Here is a 13,833-nt window from a genome sequence, read left to right on the forward strand (position 1 = left end):
TAGGTGTATGTTTTGAATAAAAAGTTATTATTGATAATTATATTAAGCCTCGGCATGGTGGGGTGTGCTCAATCACCCGATAAAGCGACCGAGCAAACAGTATCAACCAATGTTGCTGATCATATTGATGGTGATAATACAGCAGTAAATACAGTTTATGACCCGTTTGAAGGTTTTAACCGCGCAATGTGGGATTTTAACTTTAATTATTTAGATCCGTATGTTGCTCGCCCTGTCTCTCTTGCTTATGTGAACTATACGCCTTCATTTGCGCGTACGGGGATCACTAACTTTTTATCAAATCTTGATGAGCCAGCAGGTATGGTAAATAGCTTATTGACATTGCATGGTAAAGACGCTCTAACGCATTTTAACCGCTTTTGGATTAATACTGTTTTTGGGTTAGCGGGTCTGATTGATATCGCATCAGCGGCGGATATTAACAAAGTGCAAGATCGTGATTTTGGCGATACATTGGGTTATTACGGTGTTGGTAATGGTCCTTATTTAATGTTACCTGTTTATGGACCGATTACTTTCCGTGGTTTTACTGATTCAGTTGATGATCTTTATCTGCCATTAAGTTTATTAAACTTCTGGGAAGGTTTAGGTAAGTGGATCTTTGAAGGTATGGAAGATCGCGCAGCCTTAGTTAATCAAGAATCGATGTTAAATAATTCACCTGATCCATATTTATTTACGCGTGATGCTTATATTCAATATAAGAATTTTACCGCGAGTGATGGTAAAGTCAGCGATCAACCAGCAGCTGCAACGTTTGATGATAGTTATTTAGATGAAATTGATAACGATTAATTTTATTTGTTAGAGCTATAAAAGAAGACCGCCATTTCGGCGGTCTTTTTGTTTTCTGTCAATAATACTGTGTTAGAAACGGTAACTTGCTTGTACACCCGCTAACCAAATGTGACCGGATGTTTGGCCATTGAATTGTTGATTACCTAAACCTTTATCTGTTTCTTTCATTTTTGCATTCTTAGCGAAAATGTAGGTAAAGCCAGCATCTAGGGTTAGGTTTTCTGACCAAGCATAACCTGCACCAACACTTAACCATGTACGGTCAGTTTCAGGGATTGTTTGGGTACGGTTTGCTTCATTAACCGCTGAAGTGTCATAAGCAACACCAGAGCGAAGGACTAACTTATTGGTGGCTTGGTAAGTGGTACCAATTGCAAAGCGGTAGTTATCTTTCCAATTTTCATCTTTAATTTTTTTATTGCCACCAAGTTGTGGAATATTAGCTTCTAGCTTTTCAAAGGTACTCCAATCGGTCCAGTTAACACTTGCATGAACTGCCCATTGAGCATCGATTTGATGGAAGCTTGCAATTTCAGCTGACGCTGGTAATTCTATAGGTAACGATCCTGCGTATGAACCCTTGCCTGTACCATCAAAACCAATGCCGGAAGCATGACCTTCAAGGTTTAATTTAACCGCTGACTGGTAGCTAAGACCGATACGGTTATCAGCATTAATCTGCCATGCTGTACCTGCTTGCCAGCCCCAAGCGTTATCTTCGCCTTCCATGTATTTTAGTTTTTTTCCAGCTAAAGGTTGCATCATACCTAATGATGCATTAGTTGGCAGTGCTGCGCCAAAATGGCCTTTACCCATAACATAACGAACACCCGCACCCACACTTAACTGATCATTAATTTTGTAACCAAGGTTAGGGTTGATTTCAACCGTATGCACTTCTGCTTGGTTACCAAACATCGATGCTTTGAAATCGGTACCAAGATCGGTGCGCATACCAAAGTGAGTACCAAACGCAATACCAATCGTTGCTTTATCTGTTAATGGGCGAGAAAAATAAAAATTAGGGATAATCGCATTATTAGCAAAATCAGAACTACCTGTTGGGCCTAATAATGTATGGGTACCAGAAATATCAATATTGGGATCAACATAAATAGCACCCGTAGAAATTTGGATACCTTTTAAATACGTTAGCATGGCTGGATTGCGGAATTGAGCACTGGCGTTATCTGCCATTGCGGCTTCACCGGCAAAAGCGCGTCCTAGACCTGTAGCAGAGTATTCGGCTAATTGAAAACCAGCAGCAGAAGCTTGATTGCTGATACCAATAGCTGCAGTAATCGCTAAGGCTAAAGTGATTTTATTTTTAGTCATATTAGAAAAATTTATTGTTCACGGAAATAATAACGTAAATGATACTCGCAGCAATAAATTGCGTTAAAAGCTATCTTATAAAATAGCCTCATTAAATGTGTTATGCTGGAGTTGTTTGGTTTTATAGTTTTTTATCGGGTAGTATTCATTCGATAATTATAATGAAGTTATATTTGAGCGTACACCTGTACTAAAAAAAATGTTAATACAGTCGTTTATATTTGTAGTTAATTGCCCGTTATTCTTTGTTTTTTGGTTGGTTATTATGGGTAAAATAAAGATTAGATGTTATTTCGCGTATAAAAAAAGAAGCCATGATGGCTTCTTTTTTAGAATCAGTTGTTGCTGTACGCTCAAATTAGAATGAACGGCTGTATTGAAGGCCGTATAGCCATGCGTTAGCACGAGTCGTTGCACTAACTGAAGGCTTTATTCCAGGAGCTAAATATTGACTTTCACTAACATCAACATCTTTACCAATTAGGTAAGTCAGACCAAAGTCGATAGTTGATTTGCTATCTAAGTGGTAACTAAAGCCGCCAGATAGCCAGTTACGGTCTGAATCTGGTACTGAAATAGAAGTAATATTACCTTGAGCACTGGTGTCGTGCATGTAACCTGCACGTAATGTCCAATCGTTGTTTAGATAATAAGTACCACCGACTGAGTAGTGCCAGCTATTTTGCCATTGGTAATCTTTAGTAAAGTTACCACCCGTAGTGCTTAATTGATCAAATGCACTCCATTCAATCCACTGAATGCTGTAATGAACGGCAAATTTATCGTTAAGTTTATTAAAGCCAGAGAACTCAAGTATTGATGGTAATGGTATTTTTAATTTTTCATTACTGTAATTACCTGGGGCGTGAATATCACCTTTGGCTTTTATTGTTGGGCTATAGCGGTATGATAAACCAAAACGATTATTCTGATTGTATTCATAAATAGCACCAAGGTTATATCCTAGTGCAATACCATCTGCATCAATATCAACCGTATTTTTTCCACCTAAAAGAGGGTTATTACGGCCTCGTTGTAGTTTACCGCTACCATGAATAATGTCTAAACCACCACCCACGCTAAAGTGTTGATTTATACGGTAAGCAGCACTTAAACCTAAGTTAACACTTTTAACGTCCGTTAAGCCGCCAAAAAGGTCAGCTTTATAACCTTCTTTAAATTCTGTTTTAGTACCAAAATTTGAATACAGCGAAGCACCTACTGAAAATTTATCGTTAATTGGTTGAATATAGTAGATGTTAGGTGCATAGCTAGTACCACCAATTGATGCGTCATTAATTGGTTTGTTATTATATAACGTATTTTTAACATTAACATCAGTATCAATGGCAATAACACCTAATGATAATGCTGGTGCGTCAAAAAGAGCCATTGAAGCGGCGTTTTTTGCCATGGTTGATGCGTTATCAGCAATAACACCATCACCAGAGAATGCTCGACCTAAACCTGTTGCCGATTGGGCATTTAATTGAAAACCCGCAGCCATCGTTTGTGACGATGCTAAGGCGATGGCTACAGTAATAACTGAGCGTGTGAATATCTGCTTCTTGTTCATGCTTTATGATTCCTGATCATCTATTTATATTTATAAGTCCAGTCTATGTATGACTGATTGGCGATGATTGTAGGGGGGGAGAGGACTCGATCAAAGCTGACCAGTACTTTAGGTGGTTAAAAATACTTTCTAGCGAACATTTGGGTTTATTTGGTATCATTTTACGCGGAATTTATGCAGTTTTCGCTACTATTCGTATGACAAATAACAGTGAAAACTTGATACTTAATTATTAATATCGCGTTTTCAGCTGTTATCTGAAAGGAGGGCTAAGTTAGATTTGCCAATAAAGTTCAGATTTTAGTTTTTCTGCAACGGGCATCAATTTATCGCCTTTATCACCAACAATAATTAAGCTTGCCTCTTGCAGTGGCAATAATAAGCTTTGGTTGCTTTTATCTCTGCCGGTTATTATTTTTGAACTTGTTTGCGGCACTATAAATACCGTCATTTTCCCTGTATCCGTACCAACAACCATATGTAATGCACGGTTACCATCAAAGCCACAATAATTAAGATAATAAATATGACCGGGTAATTGGTTCATACTAGTACCAAAAGGTTTAAGTTTGGCATTCACTTGCTGTAACGTGACAGCTTCATCTGTATGTTCAACAAATTGTGCTTCAGCACTAACATGTTGCAAAGCAATCGTTGCCATTGATGCCGGCGCAAAAACGTGCTGTTGTGGCTGCTGAGGATAGAAACCTTGCTGACCGACCATTACTCCTACAATAAACATCACTGATGCTGCTAATCCATAAGATAAATAACGTTTATAAGGCGAGTGATTTTTAGGTTGTGCCTGACTCGACTGATGAAACAAGATTCTATCGGCAAGGTTTTCTGGAATATCAACATTAAGCGTTTGTTTTAATTTAAGATCTAATTGTTGCAACTCATTAGAGAAATGACGATTAGTCGTAGACTGATTTTTAGTCTTAATCAGCTCCGGGTCATTATCATTAGGATCCGCGAAAAGGCGGCGACGAAACTCTAGATCATCCACGATGATTCCCCCGTTGAGTTGTTTTCTTTTCAAGTTGTTCTTTTAATTGGTTACGAGCACGAAAAAGCCGAGTCATTACTGTATTACGATTAAGATTTAAGATTTCGGCTATTTCATCACCATTAAAACCAGCCATGACTTGTAGTATCAGAGGTTCTCGGTATTCAGGGGCTAGTTTCATAATTAATCGATGCAGTAAATATTGTTCGGTATCCATTTCAACACTGGCTTTAGTATCGGCTATATGGTGATCATCAATATCGACTAAATCAAATTGCTTTCGTTCAAATCTACGTGCATTTTCACGACGTAAAATAGTGATTAACCATGCTTTTGCTGCGTTATCATCTTGTAAATTATCTAATGATTTCCATGCGCGGAGACATGTTTCTTGCACTAAGTCTTCGGCAATATGGGGATCATGGCAGAGCCAATACGCATAGCGATATAGGTCTTGATGCCAAGCTCTAACAAGGGCTTCATAACGTTTTTGTTTATCCATATTTAAACAGACCGTAGTAGAAGTCTTTTTGTTACTAAAAAATTTTTTTATCATTGATGTGCCTGTTTAGCGTTATTGCATCAATTAATGATGTCATCTAATAGCCTTTGGATGATGTATTATGTTTTTTCTAGTTTAGATAGCATAAACCGCAATAAAATTGATCTGGTGCAAATTCTGTTTTGAGTGGTAGGTTATAGTGGTCGCGTCATCTGATGGTACGGCTATGGTTAAGTTGAATAACTTAATAATAGTTAATACCGTCTGTTGAGCAAGATGACAACTTCCTTTTGAAGGCTGACTTTACTTTCTCCTATCAGGGTTTTCCTGATTTGCAATTGGCTTTATGTTAATTGATTATTTTATTATGTAGATTTATTTCTGCATCAATTCAAACCATACCTAAGGGTGTGGTTTTTTTTTATCTTAATTATATGCATTATTATTCCTTGCAAATAGATCTTCCATCATAACAATACCTTTTTTAAATAGTATTGATCTTTTCTATATTTTTACCCATTTAAACATGAGTATTTTTTACTTTTAAAGTCATTTAATCGCAAAGTTTAAACAAATATTTTTAATTATATAACTTTATGGTTACAATTAGGTGGTCTGACCTCACGATGTAGGTTAATTATAATTGTGACAAGGAGTTGCGATGACGGGTCTTCAACATATCACCACACGTAACGGTGAGCGTATTGCTATTGTTAGCGGTTTACGAACGCCATTCGCACGTCAATCAACCGTATTTGATCGTTTATCAGCCCTTGATTTGGGCAAATTAGTTATTAACGAAATGTTGCAAACCGCTGATTTTGATCCCCAGTTAATTGAACAACTTGTATTTGGACAGGTTGTACAAATGCCAGAAGCGCCCAATATTGCGCGTGAAATCGTATTAGGGACGGGAATGAGTGCCCATACTGATGCTTATAGTGTCACCCGTGCCTGTGCAACCAGTTTTCAGGCTGCCGTTAATGTTACAGAAAGCATTATGGCAGGTACGATAGATATTGGTATTGCTGGCGGCGCTGATTCAACCTCAATGCTTCCTATTGGGGTAAGTAAAAAGATGGCAGCAACATTATTAGCGCTCAGTAAAGCTAAAACAATGCCAGCACGTTTAAAATTAATCACGACCTTGGGTGTTAAAGATTTGATGCCTATTCCTCCCGCTGTTGCTGAATATTCCACCGGATTAAGCATGGGACAAACAGCGGAACAAATGGCAAAAAATCATGCTATTAGTCGTGAAGAACAAGATGCTTTTGCCCACCGTTCTCACTGTTTAGCTGCGCAGGCGTGGCGAGATGGTTTGCTCAAAAATGAGGTTATGACAGCATTTTTTGCGCCTTATCAACAATGGATTGATTGTGACAATAATGTTCGCCAAGATTCAACATTGGCAGCATACGCTAAGTTAACACCTGCGTTTGATCGTCTATATGGCAGTGTTACTGCGGCTAATTCGACCCCATTAACGGATGGTGCTGCGGCAATATTATTAATGCGTGAAGGACGGGCAAAAGAACTTGGTCTAACGCCACTTGGGTATATTCGTTCTTATGCTTTTGCTGCGATTGATGTTGCTGAAGATATGCTAATGGGGCCAGCCTATGCGAGCCCGTTAGCTCTTGAACGTGCCGGATTGACCCTTGGTGATTTAACCCTAATTGACATGCATGAAGCGTTTGCAGCTCAAACATTAGCTAATGTAAAGATGTTCGGTTCTAAGCGATTTGCACAACAAAAACTGGGTCGAGATAACGCTATTGGCGATATAGATATGGACAAGTTTAATGTTCTCGGTGGTTCGATTGCTTATGGTCATCCTTTTGCTGCGACTGGCGCAAGAATGATCATTCAAACCTTACATGAATTACAACGTCGTGGCGGTGGTTTTGCATTAAATACGGCTTGTGCCGCTGGTGGTCTTGGGGTGGCAATGATTTTGGAGGTAGAATAATGACGCAATCTGCATTTAGTTTATCTTATGGTGATAATGGCATTGGTTGGCTTAAAATCGATGTTGCCAATGACAAAATGAATACTTTACAAGCGGCTTTTGCTGATCAAGTCAGTGCTGTTTTTATGGAATTGAGCACCCATACCGATCTCAAAGGATTAGTGGTCTATTCAGGTAAATCTGATAATTTCATTGCAGGTGCTGATATTCGCATGCTGGCTGAATGTAAAACGGCAGCCGAGGCCGAAGCATTAGCGATTAAAGGCCAACAGTTATTTACTGCTCTTGAAGATTTGCCTGTTCATGTTGTTGCGGCTATTCATGGACCGTGTTTAGGCGGGGGATTAGAGCTTGCTTTGGCGTGTCATAGTCGAATTTGTACGGATGATGATATTACACGTTTAGGCTTACCTGAAGTGCAATTAGGTTTATTACCCGGCTCTGGTGGAACCCAACGTCTACCACGGTTGATTGGTGTTGCACATGGCTTAGAATTAATGTTAACGGGTAAACAAGTACGAGCAAAGCAAGCATTACAAAAAGGGTTAGTCGATCAAGTTGTCCCGCAGAGTATTTTACTACAGGCGGCGGAACAAGTAGCTTTAACCGCTAAACCGATCCGTACCCATTCATTTCAAGATTGGGCGATGACAGGCAATGCATTTGGTCGAAGTGTAGTGTTTGATCAAGCAGCCAAAAAAGCCCAACAAAAGGCGCGCGGTTGTTACCCTGCTATTGATGCGATTTTAGATACTGTAAAATATGGCTTAGAAAAAGGGGTTGAAGCGGGGCTTGAGCAAGAAGCAAAAGTGTTTGGTGATTTAGTGATGACCGCTGAATCACGTGCATTACGTAGTATTTTCTTTGCTACTACAGCGATGAAAAAAGAATTAGGGGCAGATGCTAAACCTAATCCCATTACGCGAATTGCCGTACTTGGTGGCGGTTTAATGGGGGGGGGTATTGCTTATGTTTCTGCTATTAAAGCTGGCTATGCGGTGCGAATTAAAGATATTACTAATGACGGTATTCAACATGCGCTTGCGTATAACTACGCTATTTTGAATCAACAACGTCAGCGGCATATTATTCGAAAATCACAACTTCAACAGCAGATGTTACGTATTACTGGTAGTACTGATTACCGTGGTATGGCGCATGCTGATGTGGTGATCGAAGCTGTGTTTGAAGATATCGCCCTAAAACAACAGATGGTTCAAGAAGTCGAAGCTAATACATCAGAGCACACGATTTTTGCCACTAACACTTCGTCGATTCCGATTCATCAAATTGCGGTAAACGCGCAGCGACCACAAAATATTGTTGGCTTACACTATTTTAGCCCCGTTGAAAAAATGCCATTAGTAGAAGTTATTCCACATGCAACAACCTCTGCAACAACCATTGCGACCGTGGTTGCATTGGCAAAAAAACAGGGCAAAACGCCAATAGTGGTTGCCGATAAAGCAGGTTTTTATGTTAATCGTATTTTAGCGCCTTATGTGAATGAAGCGGCTCAAATATTATTAGCTGGCGAGCCGATTGAGCATATAGATACCGCCTTACTTAATTTTGGTTTTCCTGTTGGACCCATCACATTACTTGATGAGGTTGGAGTGGATATTGGCGCTAAGATCAGTCCTATTTTGGTCACAGAGCTAGGTGAGCGTTTTGCCCCTCCTGCACTGTTTGATGTGTTACAACAAGATGGACGAAAAGGTCGTAAAAGCGGCAAAGGGTTCTATTTGTATAACACTAACAATAAAGAAGTAGATAAATCTATTTATACCGTGCTCGGTGTTGAGCCTCAACAACAATTAACGGAAGTGGATATTGCAATTCGTTGTACGCTAATGATGTTGAATGAAGCCGCGCGCTGTTTACATGAAGGGGTAATTAAATCTGCTCGTGATGGTGATATTGGGGCTATCTTCGGTATTGGTTTTCCACCCTTTCTCGGTGGGCCATTTAGGTATATGGATCATTTAGGTATCGATTTAGTGGTTGATATGATGCGGCAATACAGTGATTCTTATGGCGATCGGTTTGCGCCATGTGATTATTTAGTCGAGATGGCGCAAGCGGAACAGCGGTTTTATTAATGCTTTATAATGATAAAAACCCCATTTATTGAATATAAATGGGGTTTTTTATTTAGTATGCGTTTTTCTGGAAATCCGTTATTGATTCAATTGCTTTGCCGATCGTTAATGGCTCGGCATCATGATGCGTTTTACCTGTGTAATACATCACTAAACGGTTAGCTGTTCGAGGCTTTACCGTATCAACAATAAATTTAATCATGTCTGCACGGCTTAGTTTTTTTAGTTGTTCAACCACTAATTGACGCTGATTAAAATCTTCATCTTTATTACCAATACTGACCCAGAATCGTTGTGCACGTGAACGTAGGTTAGTATCGGGTTCAGATATCTGTGCAATGAGTCCTTTTTTACTGGCTTGCCATTGTGCTTCATTTAGCTCTAATAATACGAGTGCAAAAGCATTGGTAAAATCATCTATAGCCTCAGATAAGTAACTGGGTTCCGCTACGGGGGATTGAATATATAAGATCAATCCAGGGTGGCGATTTAACGGTAAATTACCCGTACCCACCATATAACCGAGTTGTTGTTTAGTACGTAATTCGTGGAAAAACGTAGTCGACATTAAATGGTTTGCCAGCGTATAAATGGCGATTTTTTTAGGTGTCGTTTGGCGTGATTGGTAATACATTAAAATAGCAGAGTCTTCATGGTGACAATCTAACTCATAGGTTAATGTTCCGCTGTTTTCTAAATGCACTAACGGGCGTTGAGACTCGCCGTATAATTGATCGGTTACTCTAAAGGCATCTTTTAATGTTTCAGCTAGGGCTAACGCATCTTTTTTGACCCAATTACCATAGACAAACGTATCAATGTGTATCTCTGCAAACATAGCCTCAACAAATGGCGGCAGTTCATCAATAGTAATGGTTTCTAGTGCTTTAATGAGGTGTGGATACGGTGGATTGTTGGGTTGTAATAACCCCGTTAGTTGATTAAATAGCTGTGAAATGGGTTTATCTTCAGCCACATTACGCCAATTACGTAACATTTGGGCTTTGATATTATCAAACCGTTGTTGGGTAAAATGACGATTTTTAAAACGCGCTAAAATCAGTTGCATCAACTGGGGTTGTTTTTCACTAAAGCCTGAAAGTTGTAGAGTTACGCCGCCTTGATGAGCATAAAGATTATAAGACATTCCTGCTATTTCAGCCGGATAAGCTGACTCATTAATCGCTTCTAACAGTAACTCAACACACAGGCGAGTTTTAACGATATTAGCCGTTGAACTGACGGCGTGTGGGCTATCAATGGCAACGTAGACAATGCCTTTTGGTACACGGAAGTCATGTTCTTGTTTATGCCATAATCGAAAGCCTGGCAGGTCTTGAATTAACTGTGGAGGCAGTTCTGATCCAGCCTCCAGCGGTAATGGCTCAAATTGTTCACACAAATAGATATTAGCATCAGGCAATAATAATTCATCATCAAGGCTAACATTAGTCCAGCGTTCAATTTGTAATGGTGTTAATGGTGTCACTGAATAGGGTGTGTCATACCAAGCGGCTACACGATCGTAATACCCACCTTGTGCGACTAACGTTAGTCGCATATTACTGACAGTAAAGTAAGCCAATAATTGTTCAAGTAAGTCTTGATCGTAGCCTTCCATCATATAGTCACCGTAGATAATATCTTCAGCGTTGTAATGAAGAAGGTTCATCACCAAATAACTAACAGTATCAAGAGGACGGCTTTTTTCTTGGTAGCGGAAAGCCATTTCTAATACTGATTTCTTTTCTTGATAACGCCAATTATTTAACCCTTGCTGTTTTATTAGCGCAATAAAGGCAAATACACATTGAACGATTTCATCGGTTTGTTGCTGACCTTTAGGTGTTAAATTTAAACTAATCGTAAATTCGCGGAAATTATTACCACTGACACCACCGCCCGCAGTAAGAGTATTGATTAAGCCCCGTTGTTTTAAAATCGCCATTAAACTACCAGAGCCTTCATTACCTAATAAATGGGCAATATAGGATAATGGTTTGATTTTATAATATGCATCAACGGATGGCATTACGAACGATAACGTTAGCTTACGCAATTCCTTTATAGGTTCAATTTGAATGAACTTCTGGCATTCATTTTCAGTAATAAATGGCATGTCTATTGCTACCTTTTTAGTGGTAGCGTTGGGGATTTTGCTAAAGAAGTCTTGTGTATATTGTTCTAGTTGATCTAATGACTGTGGACCCAGTAGCACCAGCCCCATGACATCAGCAGAATAATGTTGATGATAAAAAGCCAGTAAATCATCACGTACTGATTGACCATTACGATCATCAAGGGTGGTGAGATCGCCAACAGAAAACTTGGCAAAAGGATGCGCTTGATTGATGGTTTCTTTTTGCACTTGATATAAACGACGAACATCGTCTTTTATTTTTAGTTTATATTCAGAATCAACGGCTTGTCGTTCTTTATCAACGGCATCTTCATTGAATAATGGGGCGGTAAAAAATTGCCCAAAGCGATCGAGTCCCTCCTCAAAATTATGGGGACTGATTTCAAAGAAAAAGGTCGTATTTTCGGTGCCTGTCCACGCATTATTACTACCGCCATTACGGTTGATAAACGTTTGGAACTCACCAACACGCGGGTATTTTTCAGTGCCAAGAAATAGCATATGCTCAAGGAAGTGTGCCATACCTTGGCGATCCATAGGATCATCAAAATGACCAATCTCTACCGATAAGGCAGCAGCAGAACGAGGTGCTTCAGCATCATGTACGAGTAATACTCGAAGTTCATTCGCTAAAGTGAGGTAGCGATACTGCTTATAATCGTTAGGACTAGTATGCACAGGAAGAGCCTATTTTTGAGGGAATTAACGTAAGTATGACGTTCAATATTAAGGCTGGCAAATTGAAGATGCGATTAGATGAATTATACGTCGTATTTTTGTTAATAAATTGATGAAGTCGTCATTACTTAATCAATTGAAGTATTGATTAATGGCAGGCTTAACCACAGAATGAAACTATGTAGTTATGCCAATAATAAAAGCGTGTAATAATGATCGACCAACTCCAAATGAGAGTCGGAACAGCAATTGTTTAACTGAGGTTATAAAAGATCTATGCAAATTTATATAATGCGTCATGGTGAAGCTGAAAATTTTGCACCCAGTGATGCCGAACGTCCATTAACCGCACGCGGTATTGCGCAATCACAGCAAATGGCAACATTACTAGCTTCGCATTTAAAGGGGGAGTTAGATCACGTGTGGGTTAGCCCTTATCTACGTGCTCAACAAACATGGCAAGCAATGGCGGATATCTTACCAACACCAACACAACTGGGTAGTGTTGAAGATATTACCCCTTATGGTGATGCTGAAACGGTTGCTGATTATATTAAAGCGACCATTGAAACTGAGCAGCCACAATCGTTATTGCTGATTTCACATTTGCCTTTAGTTGGCTATTTAACCGCTGAGTTGGTGGCTGGTTTACAACCGCCGATGTTCCTAACCTCAGCCATTGCAGCGGTAGATTACGATCCTCAATCAGGGCAAAATAAATTGTTGTGGCAGCACCAACCGCATAAATAATGGACAAGAAATGATCATGGCTAAATTTGGAATTGTGGCACTGATAGGTTTATTGTTTACCGCTGGATGCAGTGTGGGTGAGCCGGTTCGTATTTCTGCTAACGGTATGGTGAAATGGACGGGTGGGCATACTGAAGGTATGCATATTTCACAAACGGGCAGTAGTATAACTTTTGCCAATTATTCCAATGAAGTTGGTGCTACGGCATTAGTTATTTTTGCGCGAATTGATAGTGCAAAGAATGATAATTGTGAATATTTTTACGTTGAAACCGCAGTTAAAAAACGTCTTAAAGTCTGTGAGACAGGAGAAGTGACGTTATTTAACCGTGGTAAAGTCGTCAAAGTTGGGCATATGGTAAAATCAAGATATTAGCGCTCCGGTATATCAATTAACATTAGCAATGCGCCCGCACCGCCAAATTCTAATGGTGCTTGGTGAAAAGCCATCACATCCGGATGTTGTGCTAACCACATTGGTGTTTTTTGTTTCAATATATATTTACCAATGCCGTGCATAACGCAAGCACATGACACATGTTCTTTGATGCACGCTGCAATCATTGCTGCTAATTCTCGTTTTGCTTCTTGTTGTGTCATACCATGCATATCAAGATAAATATCAGGCACATACACGCCACGACGTAGTTTTTTTACTTCATACTTAGACACACCATCACGCGCATATTGAGTTGGGCCAGTATCACTAAGGTGTGGTTCAAACTCATCTGAGAAATAAAACTCATGATTTTGGGTCTCTTTACCCATCACTTTTGCTTTATCCGCTTTTGAGTTCTGTCGACGTGGCGTGATTATGGTATCATGCACGAACTTTTTTACGCCTTTTACCTCTGCCTTGAAGAGGTCAAAATCATCTTCAAGCTGTGAATTTTTATTACTCATAATGAAATTCCAACAATTATATAGTGGTATTGTAGCGTTTATCGGAG

The 13,833-nt window shown here is 39.5% G+C and carries 11 protein-coding genes; 5 read left to right on the forward strand and 6 right to left on the reverse strand.

All coding sequences use genetic code 11. The features are described from left to right. Positions 1-12 precede the first annotated feature (12 nt). Positions 13-816, forward strand: a complete 804-nt coding sequence (locus GLP24_RS02635) for an MlaA family lipoprotein (RefSeq protein WP_101767242.1) — start codon at positions 13-15, stop codon at positions 814-816. A 72-nt stretch (positions 817-888) separates the two neighbouring features. Here GLP24_RS02635 and GLP24_RS02640 read toward each other — a convergent pair whose 3' ends face one another. From GLP24_RS02640 to GLP24_RS02655, 4 genes are all read right to left on the reverse strand, one after another. Continuing rightward, positions 889-2,154, reverse strand: coding sequence for an outer membrane protein transport protein (locus GLP24_RS02640; protein WP_232615485.1), 1,266 nt, complete (start codon positions 2,152-2,154; stop codon positions 889-891). Between the two features lie 358 nt (positions 2,155-2,512). Continuing rightward, positions 2,513-3,730, reverse strand: coding sequence for an outer membrane protein transport protein (locus GLP24_RS02645; RefSeq protein ID WP_101767240.1), 1,218 nt, complete (start codon positions 3,728-3,730; stop codon positions 2,513-2,515). Between the two features lie 274 nt (positions 3,731-4,004). After that, complete coding sequence (locus GLP24_RS02650; RefSeq protein ID WP_101767239.1) at positions 4,005-4,739, reverse strand: DUF3379 family protein; 735 nt, start codon at positions 4,737-4,739, stop codon at positions 4,005-4,007. Continuing rightward, the gene (locus tag GLP24_RS02655; RefSeq protein ID WP_101767238.1) at positions 4,732-5,295 is read right to left on the reverse strand and encodes a sigma-70 family RNA polymerase sigma factor; all 564 of its coding nucleotides are present in this window, start codon (positions 5,293-5,295) and stop codon (positions 4,732-4,734) included. Before GLP24_RS02655 ends, GLP24_RS02650 begins: the two co-directional genes overlap by 8 nt. A 607-nt stretch (positions 5,296-5,902) precedes the next feature. Here GLP24_RS02655 and fadI point away from each other — a divergent pair. Both fadI and fadJ read left to right on the forward strand, forming a co-directional pair. After that, positions 5,903-7,213 carry an acetyl-CoA C-acyltransferase FadI gene (gene fadI, locus GLP24_RS02660; protein ID WP_232615486.1) on the forward strand — a complete coding sequence of 437 codons (1,311 nt, stop codon included), beginning with the start codon at positions 5,903-5,905 and terminating at the stop codon, positions 7,211-7,213. Continuing rightward, a complete protein-coding gene (fadJ, locus tag GLP24_RS02665) occupies positions 7,213-9,315 on the forward strand; it encodes a fatty acid oxidation complex subunit alpha FadJ (RefSeq protein ID WP_232584007.1) in 2,103 nt (700 codons plus the stop codon). The genes fadI and fadJ overlap by 1 nt, the downstream gene beginning before the upstream one ends. A 52-nt stretch (positions 9,316-9,367) precedes the next feature. On the opposite strand, the gene GLP24_RS02670 is transcribed toward fadJ, so the two are convergent. Next, positions 9,368-12,133, reverse strand: coding sequence for an insulinase family protein (locus GLP24_RS02670; RefSeq protein WP_232615487.1), 2,766 nt, complete (start codon positions 12,131-12,133; stop codon positions 9,368-9,370). 276 nt (positions 12,134-12,409) lie between these two features. Between GLP24_RS02670 and sixA the strand changes: the two genes are divergently transcribed. After that, complete coding sequence (gene sixA, locus GLP24_RS02675; protein WP_101767234.1) at positions 12,410-12,883, forward strand: phosphohistidine phosphatase SixA; 474 nt, start codon at positions 12,410-12,412, stop codon at positions 12,881-12,883. Between the two features lie 16 nt (positions 12,884-12,899). After that, positions 12,900-13,259, forward strand: coding sequence for a hypothetical protein (locus GLP24_RS02680; RefSeq protein ID WP_101767383.1), 360 nt, complete (start codon positions 12,900-12,902; stop codon positions 13,257-13,259). On the opposite strand, the gene smrB is transcribed toward GLP24_RS02680, so the two are convergent. Further along, on the reverse strand, positions 13,256-13,786 hold the full coding sequence (smrB, locus tag GLP24_RS02685) for an endonuclease SmrB (protein ID WP_101767233.1): 531 nt from the start codon (positions 13,784-13,786) through the stop codon (positions 13,256-13,258). The genes GLP24_RS02680 and smrB overlap by 4 nt on opposite strands. Between the last annotated feature and the right edge of the window lie 47 nt (positions 13,787-13,833).

The sequence above is a fragment of the Photobacterium carnosum genome, from assembly GCF_021236965.1.
Classification (GTDB): Bacteria; Pseudomonadota; Gammaproteobacteria; order Enterobacterales; family Vibrionaceae; genus Photobacterium; species Photobacterium carnosum.

Excerpts from the sequence above, each read along its gene's own strand:
- GLP24_RS02655 (WP_101767238.1), bottom strand. The coding sequence starts at position 5,295 with ATGATAAAAAAATTTTTTAGTAACAAAAAGACTTCTACTACGGTCTGT.
- fadJ (WP_232584007.1), top strand. The coding sequence starts at position 7,213 with ATGACGCAATCTGCATTTAGTTTATCTTATGGTGATAATGGCATTGGT.
- GLP24_RS02640 (WP_232615485.1), bottom strand. The coding sequence starts at position 2,154 with ATGACTAAAAATAAAATCACTTTAGCCTTAGCGATTACTGCAGCTATT.
- fadI (WP_232615486.1), top strand. The coding sequence starts at position 5,903 with ATGACGGGTCTTCAACATATCACCACACGTAACGGTGAGCGTATTGCT.
- GLP24_RS02645 (WP_101767240.1), bottom strand. The coding sequence starts at position 3,730 with ATGAACAAGAAGCAGATATTCACACGCTCAGTTATTACTGTAGCCATC.
- GLP24_RS02680 (WP_101767383.1), top strand. The coding sequence starts at position 12,900 with ATGGCTAAATTTGGAATTGTGGCACTGATAGGTTTATTGTTTACCGCT.
- sixA (WP_101767234.1), top strand. The coding sequence starts at position 12,410 with ATGCAAATTTATATAATGCGTCATGGTGAAGCTGAAAATTTTGCACCC.
- smrB (WP_101767233.1), bottom strand. The coding sequence starts at position 13,786 with ATGAGTAATAAAAATTCACAGCTTGAAGATGATTTTGACCTCTTCAAG.